The sequence below is a fragment of the Brucella anthropi genome (genome assembly GCF_046630315.1).
Taxonomy (GTDB): domain Bacteria; phylum Pseudomonadota; class Alphaproteobacteria; order Rhizobiales; family Rhizobiaceae; genus Brucella; species Brucella anthropi_A.
In genome coordinates, this window is record NZ_LQBD01000005.1 from 97,596 (window position 1) to 118,395 (window position 20,800).

Sequence of the window (20,800 nt, forward strand, 5' to 3'; positions counted from 1 at the left end):
TTGACGTTCCACGATGGTGCGTTACGATTCGACAAAACGATAAGAAAATGCCGGAAACGGCGGGAGATTTTACATGGCTATGGACGCACATGAGATCGAAAAACTGATACGCGAGGGGATTCCCGACGCAAAGGTGACGATCCGCGACCTTGCCGGAGACGGAGACCATTACGCTGCCGAGGTCGTGGCCGAGAGCTTCCGCGGCAAGTCGCGCGTGCAGCAGCACCAGATGGTCTATGATGCGCTCAAGGGCAATATGGGCGGCGTGCTTCATGCCCTTGCCCTGCAAACCGGCGTACCGGAATAAGGACACCCCTCGTGGGAGCGATATGCGCTGCGGCAAGATGTTGCTCCCCCGAAATGCAGTTTCCCACGCATTTGACTTGCTTTCGCCTTATCGGGATGATTACCAGCAATCAGATGACTATATGGGAGATATCCTCCCATCCTGTGCCGGAATTTGGGCCGGCATTTTGAAAGGACCGCAAATGACCGGCATCAACGATTTCATCGACAATGAAGTGAAGACCAACGACGTCGTGCTTTTCATGAAGGGCACGCCGGGTTTCCCGCAGTGCGGTTTCTCCGGTCAGGTCGTCCAGATCCTCGACTATCTCGGTGTGGAATATAAGGGCGTCAACGTCCTGTCTTCCGACGAGCTGCGCCAGGGCATCAAGGAATATTCCAGCTGGCCCACCATTCCCCAGCTTTATGTGAAGGGCGAATTCGTCGGCGGATGCGATATCGTGCGCGAAATGTTCCAGTCGAACGAATTGCAGACACTTTTTGCCGATAAGGGTATTGCAACCAAGGCAGCTTGAGGATTAATTGCCGGATATACGGCTTTTGCCTCACCTTTTTCCGAAGGCGCCGTTCTGCGGCGCCTTCTGCGTTTTACTGGAGCGGGTCCATTGAAAACGGGGTCGCCGGAACCGTTCCAGGTATTTTCATCGCATTATCCCACGCAAAATCGCTTCGCATATTTGCTGGAAATGCTTTGAATGCTTCATCGACAGAATTCCAGCTGTCGGCTTCTGCTTTTTAAATTTTGTCTCCCGCACCGTGTCTTCCGACGCGATGCGCCACTTTGCCAGGGAATGCCAGTCATGCCGCTCGACATCAAGAACGGTTCGCCGGACCAGAAAACCTCCATACGCGGACGCGGCGAGTTCATCGCGCTCATCGCAGCCATCATGGCCATCAATGCGCTCGCCGTCGACATCATGCTGCCCGGCCTGCCGCAGATCGGTGCAAGCCTTGGCGTTCAGTCCGAAAACCACGTCCAGTTCGTCATCACCGCCTATCTGCTCGGTTTCGGTGTTTCGCAACTGTTCTATGGACCGTTGAGCGACCGCTTCGGCCGCAGGGTGCCGCTGTTCGCCGGGCTTGTGATTTATATTCTGGCGGCCCTCGGATCAGCCATCGTCACCGATTTCACGACGCTCATCATCCTGCGCGTGTTCCAGGGGCTCGGTGCGGCTGCCACGCGCGTCATCGCCGTCTCGGTCGTGCGCGACAAGTTCGCCGGCCGCCAGATGGCGGAAGTCATGTCGCTTGTGATGATGGTTTTCATGATCCTGCCCGTCGTTGCGCCCGCAACCGGCCAGATCATCATGCTTTTCGGCGAATGGCACCTGATTTTCCTGTCGATGGCGGTCATGGCGGTCGTCGTCGGCATTTGGGCCTTTCTTCGCCTGCCGGAAACCCTGCCCGCATCCAGCCGGCGCCCGCTGACGGTCAAGAGCGTGATCGGCGGTTTCGGGATCGTGCTGTCGAACCGCGTCGCGCTGTTCTACATGCTCGGCACATCGTTCATCCTCGGCGCGCTGTTCGGCTATATCAACTCCGCGCAGCAGATTTTCGTCGATATCTACAAGCTTGGCGCCCTGTTTCCCCTGGCTTTCGCGGCCGTTGCCATGACGCTGGCGCTGGCCTCCTTCCTCAACTCGCGCCTGGTCGGCCGCTACGGCATGCGGCGGATTTCGCAGACGATGCTGCTGGTCTTCACCAGCTTCAGCCTGTTGTGGATGGTCCTGTCGGCGACGCTGGAAGGCCCGGTTCCCTTCCCGGTCCTGATGGGTATCTACATGACCATCATGTTCTCGTTCAGCCTCGTGACGGCCAATTTCAACGCGCTGGCCATGGAGCCGCTCGGCGAAGTGGCCGGGACGGCCTCCTCCGTTCTGGGTTTTGCCCAGACCGTGATCGGCGCGGCATTGGGTGCGATCATCGGCCAGGCCTTCGACGGCACCACGACGCCGGTTGCAACGGGCTATTGCGTGCTCGGATTTGTCGCCCTTGGCTGCGTGCTGATTGCCGAACGCGGCCGGCTGTTCAGGGTGCAAAACCCGCCCACGGAACACGTCCTGTGACGATAAGGAAAACCCGCACGGGCCGGCAAGCTATCGTGCGGGTTAGACGCTTTATGTAAGCGAAAAGGGTTGGCAGTTCGCGCTTCCAACCCGCTCCGCCAATGAATGCGCGACTTCCAAAAACACGAGATGGAGGCCCCGCCTGCTATTCTTCCCAAAGTGCGGCCTGAATGGCGTGCCAGCTCTCCCTGCTCGGCGCCACCAGAAGACCGCCGCCGGTGTGGGACGGCAGATATGCGCTTCCATCCCAGCGCGCCAGATAGCCGCCCGCTTCCTGATGGATCAATGCGCCCGGAAGATGGTCCCAGGGCATTAGCTTGTTATAGACCGCAAAATGCGCCCCGCCGGTGGCGATGATGCGATATTCATGTGCGGCGCAGCGATAGCCGATCTGCGACAGAAACTTGGCATGATTGCGCGCCAGACGCGAGCGCATCGGTTCAGGCGTATATTGCCAGGAGACAGACCCCGTCATCCGCTCGATCGAAGCAGGCGCAGCGACGCTGACCTTGCTCACATCGCCATTGGCGTGGCGAACATAGCTTCCGCCGCCCTTCACGGCCATGATCCAGTCCTTGCCGACAGGATCATGAATGATGCCGGCAAGGGTTTCGCCTTTCGAGACAACCGCAAGCATCACGCCAAAAAGCGGAACACCGGCGGCAAAGTTGAAAGTGCCGTCAACCGGATCGATCGTGAAGGCAAGCTCGGCATCGTCAAGACCGCCAAGCAGAGCGGGATCGTCGGAACATGCTTCCTCGCCCACGATCACGGCGTCGGGAAAGCGCTCCTTCAGGCGAGCGGTTATGAGCCGCTCCGCCTTCACATCGGCTTCCGTCACCAGATCGGCGGGCGATGTCTTCTCCCGAATATCGCCTTCGCCCAGGCGGCGGAAGCGGGGCATGATTTCCTGTTTCGCCGCATCGGCCAGCAGATCCGCCAGCCAGCCAAGCTGTCCCTCATCAAACCGCATGGTCGCCCTCTCGCGCATCGCGGGGCATCAACCCGGCAAAGTCGAACAGCTTGCGATCCAGAAGATGGCTCGGGCGCACATTCGTCATGGCGCGGATCATCGTGTCCTTGCGGCCCGGCATACGCTTTTCGATATCGGTCAGCATGGCCTTCATCGCATTGCGCTGCAACCCTTCCTGACTGCCGCACAGATCGCACGGGATGATCGGAAACTGCATCGCAGCCGCGAATTTTTCCAGATCGTCTTCCGCCGCATAGGCCAGCGGGCGAAACACCATCAGGTCGCCTTCGTCGTTCAAAAGCTTTGGCGGCATCGCGGCCAGCCGTCCGCCATGGAACAGGTTCATGAAAAAGGTTTCGAGAATATCTTCCCGGTGATGGCCAAGAACGATCGCCGAACAGCCCTCTTCCCGTGCGATGCGATAGAGGTTGCCCCGGCGCAGGCGCGAGCAGAGCGAGCAATAGGTGCTGGTCTCGGGCAGCTTGTCGGTGACAATCGAATAGGTGTCCTGATATTCGATCCGGTGTTCGATTTCATACCGTTTCAGGAAGTCCGGCAATATGTGCTTGGGAAAATTCGGCTGTCCCTGGTCCAGATTGACCGCCAGCAGCTCCACCGGCAGCAGACCGCGCCATTTGAGATCGAGCAGCAGCGCCAGCAGACCGTAGGAATCCTTGCCGCCTGAAAGACACACCATCCAGCGCTCGCCGGGCTTGACCATCGAGAAATCGTCGATGGCCTGCCGCGTCAGCCGCAGGAGGCGCTTGCGCAGCTTGTTGAATTCCACCGTGGCAGGCACATCGCGAAACAGCGGATGGCAGCCGTCGCCGCCTGTATCTTCGGCGATATCTGGATCGAAAGCGGTCATGGTGCTTCCCGAAAAATTGAGGATCGTGCAGGCTTCATACCCAAAAGCGGGCGCGGGGAAAACCGGCAAACTGGAATTCTTTGCAGGCAAAAAAGCGCAAGTGCCCGGCATCGCTTTTTCCATTACGACTGCACTCGTCCACTCAAGGGTTAAATTGGAATGCCTGATACCGTAAATTCCAGGCGGGTCATCCGCCGCAGATTGTTTCTGTCCGTCATTGTGCTGGTGTTCAGCACGCCACTTTCCGCTTGTGCGACCTATCATGAAGATCGGCAGATCGATGATACGCTTGGGGCCCCCGGCCCCATCGCCAACCTTCCGGGATAAACGGAAAAGGCCGCGCTGCATGAACAGCGCGGCCTTTTGATTTCGACATATGGAGCGCGCCGAAACGCACCCAAGATTAACGCGAATAGAATTCGACGACGAGGTTCGGTTCCATCTGGACGGCGTAAGGCACATCCGTCAGGGTCGGAACGCGGGAGTAGGTCGCAACCATCTTGTTGTGGTCGACTTCGATGTAGTCCGGAATATCGCGTTCTGCGAGCTGAACAGCTTCGAGAACGATGACCAGCTGCTTCGACTTTTCGCGAACTTCAACAACGTCACCGGCCTTGAGGCGGTAGGACTGGATGTTGACGCGGCGACCGTTCACATTCACGTGGCCGTGGTTGATGAACTGGCGGGCAGCGAAGATCGTCGGAACGAACTTGGCGCGGTATACAACAGCGTCGAGACGCGATTCCAGCAGGCCGATCAGGTTTTCACCGGTGTCGCCCTTGCGGCGAGCGGCTTCTTCATAGGTCTTGCGGAACTGCTTTTCGGAGATATCGCCGTAGAAGCCCTTGAGCTTCTGCTTTGCGCGCAGCTGCACGCCGAAATCCGACAGCTTGCCCTTGCGGCGCTGGCCGTGCTGGCCCGGGCCATATTCACGACGGTTTACCGGGGACTTCGGGCGGCCCCAGATGTTTTCGCCAAGACGGCGATCGATCTTGTACTTAGCGGATTCGCGCTTGCTCATCGCATTTCCTTCAAAATGTTATAGCGCCCGCAGGCGCTGGAGGAAACGCGCCCTCCTCTGCCCTCCGTTTGCGAGGACTGACAGGATGAAGCGCGCGAGCGCAATCATCCACGGGACACGTCAAATGAAACGCCGGCACGACAAGCGCCAGCGATGGGCGGCTTTTAGTCATGCAGCCATTGTCTTGTCAAGCGCGCACAGTTGAAAAAGCCTGAAAAACCGGCATTCGCGGCGTATTTCCTACCATTTGCTACGGCCTGCCATCAAGCGTGAAGGAACGTCATTGCCCATTTCGTCATTAGCCTAACACTACAGTTGCATTCTTCGTGATGCCGGGCTGCAAAGAGCAATTTGTCTGCGTTCCGGTGCTCACGTACCTTTAAGTACGCTGCGCTCCGGTACTCGAAAATCACTCTTTTCGCCACGGCCTGACGAATTTGCAACTGTAGTGCTAGGCGAACCGTCATTCATGAGGCGTCCATGGCTTTGTCTTTCCGCCTGCCCGGCAAGGGCGCATTCGCCGCCCTTCTTGCACTGGGTCTTGTTGCGACAGCCTGTTTTTCCGGCATCGGCTGCGATGAGGCGCAGGCGCAGACTTTCATCGAACGCATTTTGAAGCAGGACGCACAAAAGGCAAAGCAGCACCGCAAACGCCCGGCCGTCAAACGCAGCCACAAAAAGCCACCAGCAAGGCAAGAGGCAGCAAAACAGCCGGAAAAGCCCACGAAAAGACCAACGACAAAAGACGAGCCAAAACCGGTTCCCGTTCCCACACCTGCCCCGCGTCAGGCGGATGCCGTCACCAGGCCCACAGAACCGGAGACCCCACCGCTTCCCACGCAAAAGCCGGAAGAACCCGCTCCGGCCCCGGCAGAAGCGCCCAAACCGTCGGAAAAGGACGCACGCATCTATCAGGTTTCCTGCCCGGCGCTCATCTCCGGCGATGTCGCGGGCAAGCTTTTGCCGCCCATCAAGGATGACGCGCAATGCGGTGTCCACTCCCCCCTGTCGCTGACGGCCATCGGCAAGGACGAGCCGCTGAAATTCGCCAATGCCGTAACGACAAATTGCGCCATGGCCGTGACACTGGCGCAATGGAGCACCGAAGTCACCAAGGCGGCCAGGGATGTTTACGGGCCGGATATAAAAATCGCTGAAATCGGCACCGGCTCGGATTACCAGTGCCGGAAGGTCAACGGCGCTTCCACAGGGCGGGTTTCCGAACACGCTTTCGCCAATGCGCTCGACATCATGTCGTTCAAGTTTTCCGATGGCACGAGGACGGAACTGGCAAGCGGCTGGAACGGCCCGAATAAGGAAAAGGCTTTCTGGCGCGCCGTGCACAGCGCCAGCTGCAAGCTCTTCATGACGGTGATCGGCCCGGACGGCGATGCCGCGCATCGCACCAACATGCATCTCGACCAGGGCTGCCACGGCAAAAGCTGCCTTGCGCGCATCTGCCAGTAGATTATCCTCGCAAGCGTTGGAAATTCATAAAAAAATCAGAATTGCATCTTTAATCTCCATTCCATTATCGATTCAGTTCCGCCACCCTCGCCGGGCGACGGATTTCCAGAAGGATTTGGGGCATGAAATCGACCAAACTCATAATTTCCACTTTACTCGCACTCGGCTTTGCCAGCGCCGCACAGGCGGACACCGTTCCGAAAAGAACCAAGGATTTTACCGCCAATTACCAGATTCTGGTGAAGGATCGGCAGGCTTCCCCGCAAGTCGCCGATTGCATCGCCAGCGCTTATGACTACGTCAAGAAAAGCAAAAAATATGATCGTCTCGGCTTCACCCAAGATGACATCTCCTCGGCTGAAACCAATGATAAATCCGGCAAATTCAGCACCGGCGATCCACGCAAGGTTTCGGCGGTGATTTCGGTTCCCGGCGAAGCGCGCAAAAAGGGCGCTTCAGCGACATGGGACAGCATCACGCTGCGCTGCGGCATTACCGGCGGCAAATTGAAGGCAATCGAGCTGGCGTCAGGCAAGGCGGGCAAATAGGCATCCGCAAATCTGGCGACAAAGTCCTGCAAAGCTGCCGCTTGGCGCACTTGCAAAGGCTCGGTCGCCCGAGAGGCTTGACCGGACCGCGATCAATGAAACACCGCGGTCCGGCATTCTTTCAGTGCTTCTTCTTGTCGTCCACGTGTTCCGGCAAGCCTTTGCGCTTGGTTTCGGCAAACTCCTCCAGTTCCTTCTCGGTCATCGATTCATACATTTCCTTCGACGCGCCGAAGAGTTCGCTTTTCTTGATTTCACCGCGTTTGGCCGCAAGCGCGGCACCGGCTGCTTTCTGTTGGGCCTGTGATCTGGCGGGCATTGGACATCTCCTGTTATGACAGGATGAACGCAACCGAAAGTGGCCGGTTCCGGCCTAATCGGCATTTGCATCAAAACGTGATCGCGCGTCGCGAAGCAGGGCGCGGTGTTTGACGGCCCATTGACCCAGCACGTCGATGGGAACAGCCAGCGAATGTCCAAGTTCGGTCAGCGCATATTCCACTTCCGGCGGCGATGTCGGGCGGACATGCCGGGAAACAAGGCCATCGCGCTCCAGCGAGCGCAATGTGACCGTCAACATGCGCTGCGAAATGCCTTCAATGGCGCGCCGCAATGCGTTGAAGCGCATGGAACCGCCCTGAAGATTGAAAATGACAAGGATGCTCCAGGTGTCGCCCACCCGGTCCAGCACATCGCGGATCGGACAGGAGCCGTCGCCATCCGTTTCGAAAGCCGGTGTGGATGAGAGCAAAGGCGTCTCGCCATCGGGACGGGTCGGCATGGTCATTTTCATTCTCCCGGAAAACCGGCCCGAAAACGGATCGTCCTCCCATTGGCGGCGCTGGCAAAAAACGATTCAAACAGAAAAGTCATATATATCAAATCCTTATATATGGCCTGCAAATCCGGCTTCAACACGCATCATCCCCGGAACTTGCCTTTGGGGCGGTTACTTCCATGTATCCTGACCATGTAAAAGTGCGTTCTTCACAAGCACAACGGCATGACCTATGTGGTTATCAGAAATAACCTGATTATGAAACATACCTTCATTCGCTCGATACGAGAAGGTCAAAAAGGAGAATGCCATGACCAAGATCGCACTGATTGGCGCAACCGGCTTCGTCGGTGCCGCAATCCTCAAGGAAGCTTCCGCGCGCGGCCATGGGGTCACGGCACTTGTTCGCCATCCGGAGAAAGTCGAGAAGCTCCCCCATGTGACCGCAGAGAAGGCTGACGTGTTCGACACCGATGCGCTGGCAGGACAACTTGCAGGCCACGACATCGTGATTTCGGCCTATAATCCGGGCTGGACTGACCAGAATATCCGCGAAAACCACATCAATGGCAGCCGTTCCATCACGGAAGCGACCAGGAAGGCAGGCATCAAGCGCCTCATTGCAGTTGGCGGCGCCGGCAGCCTTTCGATCGATGGAAAGCAATTGGTCGACTCGCCGGAATTCCCCGCCGAATGGAAGCAAGGCGCGCTCGGCGCCCGTCAGGCGCTCGAAGATTTGCGCGGGGAAAATGAACTGGAATGGACGTTCGTATCGCCCGCGATCATCCTTCAGCCGGGCGAGCGCACCGGCAAATATCGCCTCGGCGGCGACGAACCCGTGTTCGACGACAAGGGCGAAAGCAAGATTTCGGTTGCCGATCTGGCCGTCGCCATTCTGGACGAGGCTGAAAAAGGCCAGCATATCCGCAAGCGTTTTACAGCCGCCTATTGATGCCAATCACAAAAACGCCCTATTTTTGACAGGCGCTCGACACAAAATCGATGGTGAAATACACGCATCACCATCGGTTTTTGGCGCAAAAAGGCCGCGGAACGGGCACGCCCCTGTTTTGCCTTGTTTATCTCAAACCAGCTCCACGTCCACGACGCCCTGAATGGATTTCATGGCGCTGGCAATCTGCGGACTGACACGATAGCGATGCGGCAGTTCGATCTCGACTTCCCGCTGACCGTTATCCTTGATGACGATGAGGCTCACCTGCCCGTCGCCGCGCGTGTTGAAATGCGGCGCGATGTGCCGGACGGCCTCGGCTGAACGCAGATAAAGCCGCATCGCCTTTTGCATGCGGCAGGCCTCGTCCTCAAGCGACTGCACGGTCTGGATGCGCAGGCCGATCCCTTCCGGGCGGTTTTCCGCCTGAACCGTGATGACGACCGACTTGCCGCTTTCCAGAAGATCGCGATATTGCGCCAGCCCTTCGGAAAACAGGACCGCCTCGAACTGGCCGCTGGCGTCCGACAATTGCACAATGCCCATCTTGTTGCCGGTGCGCGTCTTGCGTTCCTGACGCGCCGTCACGGTTCCGGCCAGACGGCCGGCATTGGCGCCGCGTTTCACGGCTGCCGAAAAATCCGCCCAGCTTTGAACACGCATGCGGTTCAGCACGTCATTATACTCATCGAGCGGATGGGCCGACAGGTAGAAGCCCACCGCCTGAAATTCCCGGTGCAGCATTTCCGACGGCAGCCACGGAGCGGCTTGCGGCAGGATCAGCTTTTCCTTCGGCGCGCCGGACAGGCCGAAAATATCGGACTGGCCGCTTGCGGCATTTTCCTGCGTGCGCTGGGAAAAGCCCATGATGCGATCCATGCCCGCGCTCATGGCAGGGCGTTCGCGACCGAAGCAATCCATCGCGCCGGCATTGATGAGGCTTTCCAGAACCCGCCGGTTGACGATGCGCGGATCGACGCGCTCGCAGAAATCCTCAAGGCTTTCAAAAGGTTTCCCGGCGCGCACCGCGACAATATGATCGACTGCCGCCTCGCCCACGCCCTTGATGGCGGCGAGCGAATAGAAAATCTGCTTCTCGCCGACTTCGAACGGGCGGAACGACGTCATCACCGAAGGCGGCACGACCTCGATGCCCAGACGATTGGCCTCGCGGCGGAAATCGTTGAGCTTGTCGGTGTTCGACATATCGTAGGTCATCGACGCGGCCAGGAACTCGACCGGATAATGCGCCTTCATATAGGCCGTCTGGTAGGAGACGATGGCATAGGCGGCGGCGTGCGACTTGTTGAAGCCGTAGTCGGCGAACTTGGCCAGCAGGTCGAAGATCATGTTGGCCTGTGCCTTGTCGACACCGCCCTCGATCGCGCCATCCACGAAACGGACGCGCTGCTTGTCCATTTCCTCGCGGATCTTCTTGCCCATGGCGCGGCGCAGAAGGTCAGCTTCACCCAGCGAATAGCCGGAAAGCACCTGCGCGATCTGCATCACCTGTTCCTGATAGACGATAACGCCCTGCGTTTCCTTGACGAGGTGATCGATCTTCGGGTGGATGGAGGCAATCTCCTCCTCACCATTCTTGCGCGCATTATAGGTCGGGATATTTTCCATCGGACCGGGACGATAAAGCGCCACAAGCGCGATGATATCCTCGATCCGGTCGGGACGCATGCCGAGCAGCGCTTTACGCATACCAGCACTTTCCACCTGGAACACGCCGACCGTTTCGCCGCGCGACAGCATCTCATAGGTCAGCGGGTCATCAAGCGGTATATGAGACAGGTCGATCTCGATGCCCTTGCGCGCCACCAGCTTGACCGCCGTTTGAAGAACGGTCAGCGTCTTGAGGCCCAGAAAGTCGAACTTGACCAGCCCCGCCTGCTCGACCCATTTCATGTTGAACTGGGTGACCGGCATGTCGGAACGCGGATCGCGATACATGGGCACCAGTTCCGACAGCGGACGATCACCGATCACGATGCCGGCGGCGTGGGTCGAGGCATGGCGGTAAAGCCCTTCCAGCTTCAACGCCATGTCGAGAAGGCGGCCGACGACCGGCTCCTTCTCGCGCTCCTCATTGATCTTCGGTTCGGTGTCGATGGCCTGCGCCAGCGACACCGGATTGGCCGGGTTCTGCGGCACCAGCTTGCACAGACGGTCCACCTGCCCGTAAGGCATTTCCAGAACACGGCCCACATCGCGCAGCACGGCGCGCGCCTGCAAGGTTCCGAAAGTGATGATCTGGGCGACCTGATCGCGACCATATTTTTCCTGCACATAGCGGATCACCTCTTCGCGGCGATCCTGGCAGAAGTCGATATCGAAGTCGGGCATCGAGACGCGATCCGGGTTGAGGAAGCGTTCGAAAAGCAGCGAGAAGCGCAGCGGATCGACATCGGTGATGGTCAGCGCATAGGCGACGAGCGAACCGGCGCCCGACCCACGGCCCGGCCCGACCGGAATGCCGTGCGCCTTGGCCCATTTGATAAAGTCCGCAACGATCAGGAAGTAACCCGGAAATTTCATGCGGGTGATGATGCCGATCTCATATTCGAGCCGTTCGGCATATTGTTCCTGCGTATAGCCTTCCGCCAGCCCCGCAGTCTCCAGCCGCATCTTCAGGCCTTCGCGCGCCTGGCGCGCCAGCTCGTCGGCCTCGGCCTGAACGGCTGCCTCCGGATCGTCGGACTCGCCGGTAAAGCGCGGCAGGATCGGCTTGCGGGTCTGCGTGTACCAGCTGCAGCGCCCGGCAATTTCGACCGTGTTCTCAAGCGCTTCCGGCAGATCGGCAAAAAGTGCCGCCATTTCCGCACGGCTTTTCAGATGATGATCCGGCGTCAGGCGGCGGCGATCATCGTTTGAAAGAATCTGGCCTTCCGCGATGGCGAGAAGCGCATCATGGGCCTCAAAATCTTCCGCCTTGAGAAAGAAAGCCTCGTTGGTTGCCACCAGCGGCAGATCCATCGCATAGGCAAGCGCGACCGTCCTTGCTTCCAGCGCGCGGTCGTAGCCTGCCTGACGCTGCAATTCGACATAGAGCCGGTCGCCAAAAGCCTCACGCAGGAATGCGAGCCGCGCTTCGGCCCTGTCGGGGCGGTCGGCGGAAAAAGCGCGCCCGATCGGACCCAAGGCGCCGCCGGACAGCACGATGACGTCTTTGGCCAGGGGCGGCAGCCAGCTGGCCTCCACATGCACCGGATCGCCTGCGGGCGTGTCCAGAAATGCGCGGCTGACAAGCCGCACAATATTCGCATAGCCCTCTTCCGTCGCGGCCAGCAGCACGATCGGCGCTAGGTCCAGCGCAACCCGGCGATTGGCGCTGCGGCCATTATCGCTGTGATCGCCGAAGGCAACATCGACCTGACAGCCGATAATGGGCTGCAACCCGTCTTTCGATGCCTTCTGCGCAAATTCAAGCGCACCGAACAGATTGTTGGTGTCGGTGACTGCGATAGCCGGCGCCTCGTCGGCAATCGCCTGTTTGATGATCTTGCCGAGCGGCAAGGCGCCTTCCAGCAAGGAATAGGCCGAGTGTACCCGCAGATGCACAAAACCTGGCGTCGAAGCACCGTCATTTGCTGCATTGCCTGCTGCTGTATCACTCATTCCATCGACCCCGATCAACTGCCGAGCCGCCTGGATAGACATATATCCGGCGCTCCAAATCCATGCATCCAGCCTTGCGAAGAGCGTTTCCGATCCTCGCGCCAATGCAGCTGCCGCCTGATAGCATAGTGCTTGCAAGATGGACCATACCCATGGCCCATCGCGGCTGGCGACTCTGTCTGTCAGTTTCGGGGAAAGGGGCAGCGATGTCCAGCAGGACCATCGCCGCCTCGCGGCAGGTTCACAGGAACCAGCAAAAGCATTTCCAGTTTTCCGGAATTGTTGGAAATGCCCTATCTCTTTGTCACATGTCCTGGTGTCCCAAACCGGTTTCCCCGCTTTTGGGAGACATGCTCTATTTCCTTCAGATCGCGCTTACCCAGATGGCAAAGGTTGCGATGAACAGGCTGATCGAGATGAAGGACAAAATGTCGTAGACAAGATCGGTCATGTTGGAAACTCCTCTGTGTTCACGTATGTTTATTTTTTGTTCTATTTTTGTTCCAAAGTCAACACCCGTTTTGCCGCGACGTTCATTTTAGGGTTTACGAATAGTGAATATACAACCGCAGGCATGAGCCACGGAAGAACAAAGCGAAAGAGGCGTTGGGGATGCGGCGAGGCTTTGAACGAGAGCCTGTTCAGGCAGGGGCCCCGCCCTTCGAGACGCCGCCTGCGGCGGCTCCTCAGGATGAGGTGCTACCGTGATCATGGAAACTTAAAGATCGACGACCTTGCCGTCCTTCAGCGTCACGCGCCGGTCCATGCGGCGGGCAAGCTCATGATTATGGGTCGCGATCAGCGCGGCCAACCCGGACTGACGCACGAGAGCTTCCAGAGCGCCAAACACATAGGACGATGTCGTCGGGTCGAGATTGCCGGTCGGTTCGTCCGCCAGAAGAACAAGCGGCGCATTGGCGACAGCGCGGGCAATCGCGACACGCTGCTGTTCGCCGCCGGAAAGTTCCGACGGGCGGTGCGAAGCCCGCTTGCCGATCTTCATATATTCCAGAAGCTGCTGCGCGCGCTCCGCCGCCGCCTTCTTCGACAGCCCGCGGATCATCTGCGGCATCATCACATTTTCCAGCGCGGAAAATTCCGGCAGGAGGTGATGGAACTGGTAGACGAAACCGACATCGTTGCGGCGGACCGCCGTGCGCTGATCGTCGGAAAGCTTGCTGCAAGAGCGGCCGTCGAGGATGACATCTCCATGGTCGGGACGCTCAAGCAGGCCCGCCGTGTGCAGCAATGTCGACTTGCCCGCGCCCGATGGCGCCACGAGCGCCACCATTTCGCCGCGGCGAAGCGTGAAATCGGCGTCCTTCAGAATGACCAGTTCGCGGTCGGCTTCCTTATAGGCGCGGCCGACACGCTCCAGCCGCATGATGATTTCAGCCGCCATTATTCGTACCTCAATGCTTCGACCGGATCGAGCTTGGCAGCGCGCCAGGCCGGAAAAATGGTGGCAATGAATGAAAGCACCAGAGCCATGACGATGACGGAAATCGTCTCGCCGGGGTCCATCTTGGCCGGAAGCTGGCTCAGGAAATAAAGTTCCGGGTTGAACAGCGTCGTGCCCGAAAGCCACGAGAAGAATTCGCGCAGCCGCTCGACATTGAGGCAGACGACAACACCCAGAATGACGCCCGCCACCGTGCCGGTGACGCCGATGGCGGCGCCCGTCATCAGGAATATGCGCATCACCGCGCCACGGGTCGCCCCCATGGTGCGCAGGATCGCAATATCGTGCCCCTTGTCCTTCACCAGCATGATGAGGCCGGAAATGATGTTGAGCGCCGCCACCAGCACGATCAGCGTCAGGATCATGAACATGACATTGCGCTCGACTTCCAGCGCGGAGAAGAAAGTCTGGTTGCGCTGGCGCCAGTCGACAAGCGAAAGCTGGCGCCCCGCCGCCTCTTCCACCGGCGCGCGCATCGCATCGACCTTGTCGGGATTATCGACAAAGATTTCAAGCGATTGCACCTTGCCTTCCTGATTGAAGAAAAGCTGCGCCTCGGAAAGCGGCATCATGACAATCGACGAGTCATATTCCGACATGCCGATCTCGAAGATCGCCACAACGGGATAGGCCTTCACGCGCGGATTGACGCCGAACGGCGTCACATCGCCATCCGGCGAAATCACCCGAAGCGTATCGCCGATGGAAAGGCCCAGATTTTCCGCCATGCGGGTGCCGATGGCGACACCGCCGCTCTGGTCGAAACCTTTCAGCGTGCCCTGGCGGATATTGCCGGAAACGAGCTTGAGCTTGTCGAGGTCCTCTTCCCGCAAACCACGCACCAATGCGCCCGTGCCAGCGCCGATATTGCCCTGGACAAGCGCCTGCCCTTCCACCACGGGAATGGCGAACTTGATGCCGGAAATGCCGTCGATCCGCTTGATGAGATCGGCATAATCATCCAGCGGACGGTCGATCGGCTGCATGATGAGATGGCCGTTAATGCCGAGAATGCGCGTCAGGAGTTCCGCCCGGAAACCGTTCATCACCGCCATGACGATGATGAGCGTCGCCACGCCCAGCATGATGCCGGTGAACGAAAAACCGGCAATGACCGAGATGAAAGTCTCGCGGCGGCGCGCGCGCAGATATCGCCATGCGATCATCCGCTCATAAGCCGAAAATGGACCGGACTTCGGCGCTTTTTGCGCGGCCTTTGCCTGGTTCCCGGATTTTGCTGCCGCCGCGTTGCTCATGCTTCAGCCGTCAACAGGTTGATTGCGGCTTCAACGCTCAGATTCCGGCGTTCGCCGGTCTTGCGATCCTTGATTTCGACTTCACCGGCGGCAACGCCGCGCGGGCCGACGATCACCTGCGTCGGCAGGCCGATCAGGTCCATCGTGGCGAATTTCGCGCCCGGACGGTCATCCGTGTCGTCAAGCAGCGGATCGACGCCTGCATTGGTCAGCGCCTCATAGAGCTTTTCACTGACAGCGTCGCAGCCTTCGTCGCCCGGCTTCATGTTGACGATACCCGCACCGAACGGCGCGATGGCCTTCGGCCAGATGATGCCTGCATCGTCGTGGAAGGCTTCAATGGCAGCGGCGACCAGGCGCGACGGGCCGATGCCGTAGGACCCCATGGAAACCAGATGTTCCTTGCCGTCTGGCCCCTGCACTTTCGCGCCCATCGGTTCGGAATATTTCGTGCCGAAATGGAAGATGTGGCCGACTTCGATGCCGCGCGCCGAAACCTGGTTTTCAGGCTTCACCTTGGCCCAGTCGGCCTCGTCATGCATTTCGTCGGTCGCCGCATAAGGCGTCGTCCAGCGCGTGACGATATCGGTCAGCTGCGCATCGTTGCGGAAATCGGTATCCGCGCCCGGCACGGCCAGATCAAGATAGGCCTTGTCGCAGAAAACCTGGCTTTCGCCGGTTTCCGCCAGAATGATGAATTCGTGGGAAAGATCGCCGCCAATCGGGCCGGTATCGGCGCGCATCGGGATCGCCTGCAGGCCAACGCGGGCGAAGGTGCGCAGATAAGACACGAACATGCGGTAGTAAGCCATTTTCGCGCCCTCATAGTCGAGGTCGAACGAATAGGCGTCCTTCATCAGGAATTCGCGCGAGCGCATGACGCCGAAACGCGGGCGCACTTCGTCGCGGAACTTCCACTGGATGTGATAGAGATTGAGCGGCAAATCCTTGTAGGAGCGCACATAGGAGCGGAAAATATCCGTCACCATTTCCTCATTGGTCGGGCCGAAGAGCATTTCACGCTCCTGACGGTCCTGAATGCGCAGCATTTCCTTGCCATAGGCGTCGTAGCGGCCGCTCTCGCGCCAGAGCTCTGCCGACTGGATGGTCGGCATCAGGATTTCATTGGCGCCGGCGCGGTTCTGCTCTTCACGAATGATGGCGCAGACCTTGTTGAGAACCTTCAGGCCGATCGGCAGCCAGGCATAGATGCCGGCCGACTGTTGACGGATCATGCCCGAACGCAGCATCAGCCTGTGGGAGACGATTTCCGCCTCCTTGGGGTTTTCCTTCAGAATAGGCAAAAAATACCGCGACAGACGCATCGTAACCACCAATCAAGAGGGACTGCCTGAGTGCTTCAAGAATCAGGCAAAAATTAAGCATATCTGCCGGTTTCTTACCGGGTTATGCACCGGTTGGAAACCCGCCTGAAAACGCTTTCGCGATAGCGGATTTCCCCATCCACAGCCATGATCACTGGCCGAAAGAACCGGCAGCGCGAAATATGCCCTCCAGATTCACATTCAATTTCAATATATTACAGATATATCACACTCTTGGAGGAAAATTTGCGAAAGAAATATGACGCCGCAGAAGATTTTTCGTGACAAAAGCTGTGCAGTTCGCTATTTTTTTCATCATAAGAGCAACAACGGAATAAAACCGTTGGTTTCACGCGGTCAAAGTCTTGGGAGGATGGATCCAGGCGCGACTTTCGCAGCCGCCAGTCAAATGGAAACGGGTCGAACGCGTATTTGATTAGCAAGGCGAAAGCCTTGCTTTTTTTTTGCACGTGCCGCGCCGCTCATGCTTTCCGCAATCGCGCTGTTTTACGGCCTTCAATAACACATTGATTTTGTAGGATTTATATCGACCTTTTTCGGAAGGTCAAGTATTAAACTTCTCTTAAATATAGAATAATTTAATTTGAAATTATCAGATATGGGAAAGCCGCCCGCCGCGCCGACAAGGCCGGACCATGGCATGTCGGAAATTCAACAGGTTACGCCGTCGCGCTCAATATCCGATGCAACTTTTGGTCGTGCATCCACTTTTCTTTATACAAAAGAAGAGCTGCCTAATTTTTAGGCAGCCCTTCGATGCAAGCCGGATCGTATCGTCAAAATGCGCATCGCAGCCCAAAACCGCCTCATGGTTTGCGCAATGCGCTTCCCGAAAAATCAGGTCAGATCGGGGAAGAAATGCGGAATGTCATCCAGGCCGAAACCGCTGATCTGCGTGACATAATAATAGAGCGCGAAGATGAGCGTTGCGACAATGGTGGTCCGCAGAAAGGCCCGGCCGATGCGCGGTTTCGCAGGCGCGCTGGCAACCGTGCCCAGGGTCACTTCGTTTTCTTCCGCCTGCGTGCGCAGGCCGACCGGCAGGAGAGCGAACAGCGTCGTCCACCAGATGATGAAATAGATCGCGATTCCCGACACCAGAGACATGATTACACCTCTTCGAGTTCGATCAGCGTACCATTGAAATCCTTGGGGTGCAGGAACAGAACCGGCTTGCCATGCGCGCCGGTCTTCGGTTCGCCGTCGCCCAGAATGCGCGCGCCTTCCGCCTTGAGGCGGTCGCGCGCGGCGATGATGTCCGTGACCTCGTAGCACAGATGATGCATACCGCCGGAGGGGTTCTTTTCCAGAAAGGCCGCAATCGGCGACCCCTCGCCCAAAGGTTCCAGCAGTTCGATCTTGGTGTTGCCGACATCGATGAAAACCACGGTCACGCCATGTTCGGGCAGCGCCTGCGGCTCGGTCACTTTCGCACCGAGCTTGCCGCGATAAAGCGCTGCGGCGGCATCAATATCCGGAACGGCAATCGCCACGTGGTTCAAGCGTTCAAGCATCAGCACCTCCCATGCCGGTATTCATGTTTGTCCGGTTACCGTACCCTATTGACGAACACCGTCACTACCGGCTTTTTGCCCCATGCCTCATTTGCCGCAGCACGGACGGCACGGCGAACGGATTCCCGAACGAGTTCGATATCCTTGCGGCGAACGCGCGGAATGCTGTCGATGGCTTCGATCGCCGCATCCAGCAGGATGTCTTCCATCAGGTCGCCCACGGCGTTTTCTTCCGGCACGCCGAATGTCACAAGGTCGGGCTCGTCGATGATCTTGTGTTCGCGGTCGAGCAGAACCGAAACCGCGACATGGCCGACATAGGCAAGCTTGCGGCGCTCGACCATGCCGATTTCTTCCTCGTCGCCGATCAGCTTGCCGTCCTTGTAGATGCGGCCCACCGGCGCTTCATCGATGATCTCGGCCTTTCCAGGCGCCAGACGCAGCATGTCGCCGTCGCGTACCTGCGCGATCTGACCGATGCCTTCCATCGCGCCAAGCGAGCCTTGCGCCACCAGATGGGCGGCCTCGCCATGCACCGGCACCAGAATTTGCGGGCGCACCCAGGAATACATGCGGCGCAATTCGCTGCGCCGTGGATGGCCCGACACATGGACCAATGCATCATCATCGCCGATGATCTTGATGCCGCGATCGATCAGGCGGTTCTTGATGTCGAGAATGGCCTTCTCATTGCCCGGAATGGCGCGCGATGAATAGATGACCGTATCGCCCGCGGTCAGCGCGAGGCTGCGCATTTCATCCCGCGCCAGCTTGGCCAGCGCCGCGCGCGGCTCGCCCTGACTGCCGGTCAGGATCATCACCACGTTTTCACGCGGAATATAGCCGTAATCCTCTTCGCTCAAATATTCCGGCAGGCCTTCCATATAGCCAAGCTCGGTCGCAACGGAGATGGCGCGCTTCATCGAGCGCCCGACCACCAGCACCTGACGGCCCGCATCGCGCGCGGCTTCCGTGATCGACCGGATACGCCCGACATTGGAAGAGAAAGTGGTGATGGCAACACGTCCGCGCGCATTTTCGATCAGGTCGCGCAGGCTCTCGCCCACCTGACGCTCCGACGGAGATTCCCCCTCGCGCAGCGCATTGGTGGAATCGCAGATCAGCGCCAGCACGCCCGCATCACCGAGAGCGCGAAAACGCGCCTCATCGATAACGGGCCCGAGCGACGGTTCCGGGTCCATCTTCCAGTCGCCCGTATGCACGACCGTGCCGAGCGGGGTCGTGATGGCAAGCGACACGGGTTCCGGGATGGAGTGCGTGACCGCGACCGCCTCGACCTTGAAGGGGCCGACTTCGAATGCATCGCCCGCCTTGTAGATGGTGATCGGAATTTCAGGCGCGCCGTCTTCCGACTGCCGCTTGGCTTCCAGCAGACCGGCAGTGAATGGCGTCGCATAGACCGGAACCTTGAGGCGCGGCCACAGGTCGAGCAGCGCGCCGAAATGGTCTTCATGCGCGTGCGTGATGACGATGCCGCGCAGATTGTGCTTTTCAGCTTCGAGATAGCGGATATCCGGCAGGATAAGATCGGCGCCCGGCTGTTCCGGCCCGGCAAAGCTCACGCCCATATCCACGACCAGCCACTCACGGTTATCCGCAGGACCGAAGCCGTACATGGCCAGATTCATGCCGATTTCGCCGACGCCGCCGAGCGGCAGAAAGACGAGTTCCGTCGTGTTGGATCGGGCCATGAAATTTCCTCTGTAACTAGGGCGCATTCCTGCGGCATCAACTGGACCTAAATTTGGCCCGTTGCAACCCCGGCAAGATGCGACAAGGCAATTATTTGCGTATTGTAGCAGCCGTTCCGAAATAGACATCGCCAGCCGTTACCGCAACCCGCGAGCCGTCATCTTCGCGGATGACAAAACGGCACGCCTCATCGATCGTCTCAAAACGGCCTTCGACAAGGCGGCCTTCAACCTGCATGGTGACGTGCTGGCCAAGGCCATGGGCGCGTGTCAGCCAGCGCTTGCGAATATCATCGAGGCCGCGCCCTTCATTCCAGACGCGATAATTGACCGACCATGCATCCGACAGCGCCGCGAACAGCGTTTCGGCATCGCATTTGCTGCCGAGCGCCTGCAATGACGTTGCCGGATAAGGCAGATCATCCGGAAAGGCGACCACATTGGTCCCGATGCCGATGGCAACGGCGAAAAGGTTCTTCGCCAGAATGGAGGATTCCAGCAGGATGCCGGTCAGTTTGGCGCCATTGACCAGAATGTCATTCGGCCATTTGAGGCCGATTGTCGGCGGCACGGCAGGCCCGGTTGCGGCGAATACGGCATCGAGCGCATCGGATAGCGACAGGCCCGCGACGAAACCGAGCGTCGCCGCCGTCTTCATTTCATAGGATTCGACCAGAAGAAGCGTGGAGGCCAGATTGCCTTCCGGCGTGGACCAGGCGCGGCCCCGTCTTCCGCGGCCGCTTTCCTGCTTCTTGGTGACAAGCCAGAGCTTGCCCGGATCACCCGCGGCTGCCCTTTCCAGGGCGACCGCATTGGTGGAGCCTACCGTCTCGAAACTTTCCAGACGGTAGCCTTCATGTGCCGCCACAGGCGAAAGCGCAAAACTCATCCCGGCTTCCGCCTATAG

21 protein-coding genes are annotated in these 20,800 nt (G+C 58.7%); 8 read left to right on the forward strand and 13 right to left on the reverse strand.

The features are described 5' to 3' along the window. Positions 1-73 precede the first annotated feature (73 nt). From AVM02_RS03725 to AVM02_RS03735, 3 genes are all read left to right on the forward strand, one after another. Entirely contained in the window at positions 74-307 is a 234-nt protein-coding gene (locus tag AVM02_RS03725; protein WP_140019658.1) for a BolA/IbaG family iron-sulfur metabolism protein, read from the forward strand. A gap of 181 nt (positions 308-488) precedes the next feature. Beyond that, positions 489-821 carry a Grx4 family monothiol glutaredoxin gene (grxD, locus tag AVM02_RS03730; protein WP_411505678.1) on the forward strand — a complete coding sequence of 111 codons (333 nt, stop codon included), beginning with the start codon at positions 489-491 and terminating at the stop codon, positions 819-821. A gap of 285 nt (positions 822-1,106) precedes the next feature. Next, positions 1,107-2,372 (forward strand): multidrug effflux MFS transporter, encoded by a 1,266-nt coding sequence (locus AVM02_RS03735; protein ID WP_411505679.1) that lies wholly within the window; start codon positions 1,107-1,109, stop codon positions 2,370-2,372. Between the two features lie 145 nt (positions 2,373-2,517). Here the strand turns inward: AVM02_RS03735 and AVM02_RS03740 are convergent, their stop codons facing one another. Continuing rightward, positions 2,518-3,345, reverse strand: coding sequence for an inositol monophosphatase family protein (locus AVM02_RS03740; RefSeq protein ID WP_411505680.1), 828 nt, complete (start codon positions 3,343-3,345; stop codon positions 2,518-2,520). Next, the gene (gene ttcA, locus AVM02_RS03745; RefSeq protein ID WP_411505681.1) at positions 3,335-4,213 is read right to left on the reverse strand and encodes a tRNA 2-thiocytidine(32) synthetase TtcA; all 879 of its coding nucleotides are present in this window, start codon (positions 4,211-4,213) and stop codon (positions 3,335-3,337) included. The genes AVM02_RS03740 and ttcA overlap by 11 nt, the downstream gene beginning before the upstream one ends. Positions 4,214-4,372: 159 nt before the next feature. On the opposite strand from ttcA, the gene AVM02_RS03750 reads away from it, so the two are divergent. Next, positions 4,373-4,540, forward strand: coding sequence for a hypothetical protein (locus AVM02_RS03750; RefSeq protein ID WP_411505682.1), 168 nt, complete (start codon positions 4,373-4,375; stop codon positions 4,538-4,540). A 76-nt stretch (positions 4,541-4,616) separates the two neighbouring features. On the opposite strand, the gene rpsD is transcribed toward AVM02_RS03750, so the two are convergent. After that, positions 4,617-5,234, reverse strand: a complete 618-nt coding sequence (gene rpsD / locus AVM02_RS03755) for a 30S ribosomal protein S4 (protein ID WP_411505683.1) — start codon at positions 5,232-5,234, stop codon at positions 4,617-4,619. A 480-nt stretch (positions 5,235-5,714) separates the two neighbouring features. On the opposite strand from rpsD, the gene AVM02_RS03760 reads away from it, so the two are divergent. Together AVM02_RS03760 and bspC are read left to right on the forward strand one after the other, a co-directional pair. Next, positions 5,715-6,701, forward strand: coding sequence for an extensin family protein (locus tag AVM02_RS03760; protein ID WP_411505684.1), 987 nt, complete (start codon positions 5,715-5,717; stop codon positions 6,699-6,701). A gap of 122 nt (positions 6,702-6,823) precedes the next feature. Beyond that, positions 6,824-7,249: a type IV secretion system effector BspC gene (bspC, locus tag AVM02_RS03765; protein ID WP_411505685.1), complete on the forward strand. Its 426-nt coding sequence runs from the start codon at positions 6,824-6,826 to the stop codon at positions 7,247-7,249. A gap of 121 nt (positions 7,250-7,370) precedes the next feature. Here the strand turns inward: bspC and AVM02_RS03770 are convergent, their stop codons facing one another. Together AVM02_RS03770 and AVM02_RS03775 are read right to left on the reverse strand one after the other, a co-directional pair. Continuing rightward, positions 7,371-7,568 (reverse strand): DUF3008 family protein, encoded by a 198-nt coding sequence (locus tag AVM02_RS03770; RefSeq protein ID WP_411505686.1) that lies wholly within the window; start codon positions 7,566-7,568, stop codon positions 7,371-7,373. A 54-nt stretch (positions 7,569-7,622) separates the two neighbouring features. Continuing rightward, a complete protein-coding gene (locus AVM02_RS03775; protein ID WP_411505687.1) occupies positions 7,623-8,036 on the reverse strand; it encodes a winged helix-turn-helix transcriptional regulator in 414 nt (137 codons plus the stop codon). 301 nt (positions 8,037-8,337) lie between these two features. On the opposite strand from AVM02_RS03775, the gene AVM02_RS03780 reads away from it, so the two are divergent. Next, a complete protein-coding gene (locus AVM02_RS03780) occupies positions 8,338-8,979 on the forward strand; it encodes an NAD(P)-dependent oxidoreductase (RefSeq protein ID WP_411505688.1) in 642 nt (213 codons plus the stop codon). A 132-nt stretch (positions 8,980-9,111) separates the two neighbouring features. Here AVM02_RS03780 and dnaE read toward each other — a convergent pair whose 3' ends face one another. After that, positions 9,112-12,603 carry a DNA polymerase III subunit alpha gene (dnaE, locus tag AVM02_RS03785; RefSeq protein WP_411505689.1) on the reverse strand — a complete coding sequence of 1,164 codons (3,492 nt, stop codon included), beginning with the start codon at positions 12,601-12,603 and terminating at the stop codon, positions 9,112-9,114. 152 nt (positions 12,604-12,755) lie between these two features. Here dnaE and AVM02_RS03790 point away from each other — a divergent pair, with 152 nt between their 5' ends. Further along, a complete protein-coding gene (locus AVM02_RS03790) occupies positions 12,756-13,040 on the forward strand; it encodes a hypothetical protein (RefSeq protein ID WP_411505690.1) in 285 nt (94 codons plus the stop codon). A 281-nt stretch (positions 13,041-13,321) separates the two neighbouring features. Here the strand turns inward: AVM02_RS03790 and AVM02_RS03795 are convergent, their stop codons facing one another. The 7 genes from AVM02_RS03795 to AVM02_RS03825 all read right to left on the reverse strand — a co-directional run bounded on the left by AVM02_RS03795 (position 13,322) and on the right by AVM02_RS03825 (position 20,782). Then, positions 13,322-14,005 (reverse strand): ABC transporter ATP-binding protein, encoded by a 684-nt coding sequence (locus tag AVM02_RS03795; RefSeq protein WP_411505691.1) that lies wholly within the window; start codon positions 14,003-14,005, stop codon positions 13,322-13,324. After that, on the reverse strand, positions 14,005-15,321 hold the full coding sequence (locus tag AVM02_RS03800) for a lipoprotein-releasing ABC transporter permease subunit (RefSeq protein WP_411505692.1): 1,317 nt from the start codon (positions 15,319-15,321) through the stop codon (positions 14,005-14,007). The genes AVM02_RS03795 and AVM02_RS03800 overlap by 1 nt, the downstream gene beginning before the upstream one ends. Next, complete coding sequence (gene proS, locus AVM02_RS03805; RefSeq protein WP_411505693.1) at positions 15,318-16,646, reverse strand: proline--tRNA ligase; 1,329 nt, start codon at positions 16,644-16,646, stop codon at positions 15,318-15,320. Before proS ends, AVM02_RS03800 begins: the two co-directional genes overlap by 4 nt. An 858-nt stretch (positions 16,647-17,504) precedes the next feature. Next, the gene (locus tag AVM02_RS03810; protein WP_411505694.1) at positions 17,505-17,774 is read right to left on the reverse strand and encodes a DUF1467 family protein; all 270 of its coding nucleotides are present in this window, start codon (positions 17,772-17,774) and stop codon (positions 17,505-17,507) included. 2 nt (positions 17,775-17,776) lie between these two features. Beyond that, the gene (gene mce / locus AVM02_RS03815; RefSeq protein WP_114215560.1) at positions 17,777-18,181 is read right to left on the reverse strand and encodes a methylmalonyl-CoA epimerase; all 405 of its coding nucleotides are present in this window, start codon (positions 18,179-18,181) and stop codon (positions 17,777-17,779) included. A 35-nt stretch (positions 18,182-18,216) separates the two neighbouring features. Beyond that, positions 18,217-19,893, reverse strand: a complete 1,677-nt coding sequence (locus AVM02_RS03820) for a ribonuclease J (protein ID WP_411505695.1) — start codon at positions 19,891-19,893, stop codon at positions 18,217-18,219. A 91-nt stretch (positions 19,894-19,984) separates the two neighbouring features. Then, a complete protein-coding gene (locus AVM02_RS03825) occupies positions 19,985-20,782 on the reverse strand; it encodes a biotin--[acetyl-CoA-carboxylase] ligase (protein ID WP_411505696.1) in 798 nt (265 codons plus the stop codon). Between the last annotated feature and the right edge of the window lie 18 nt (positions 20,783-20,800).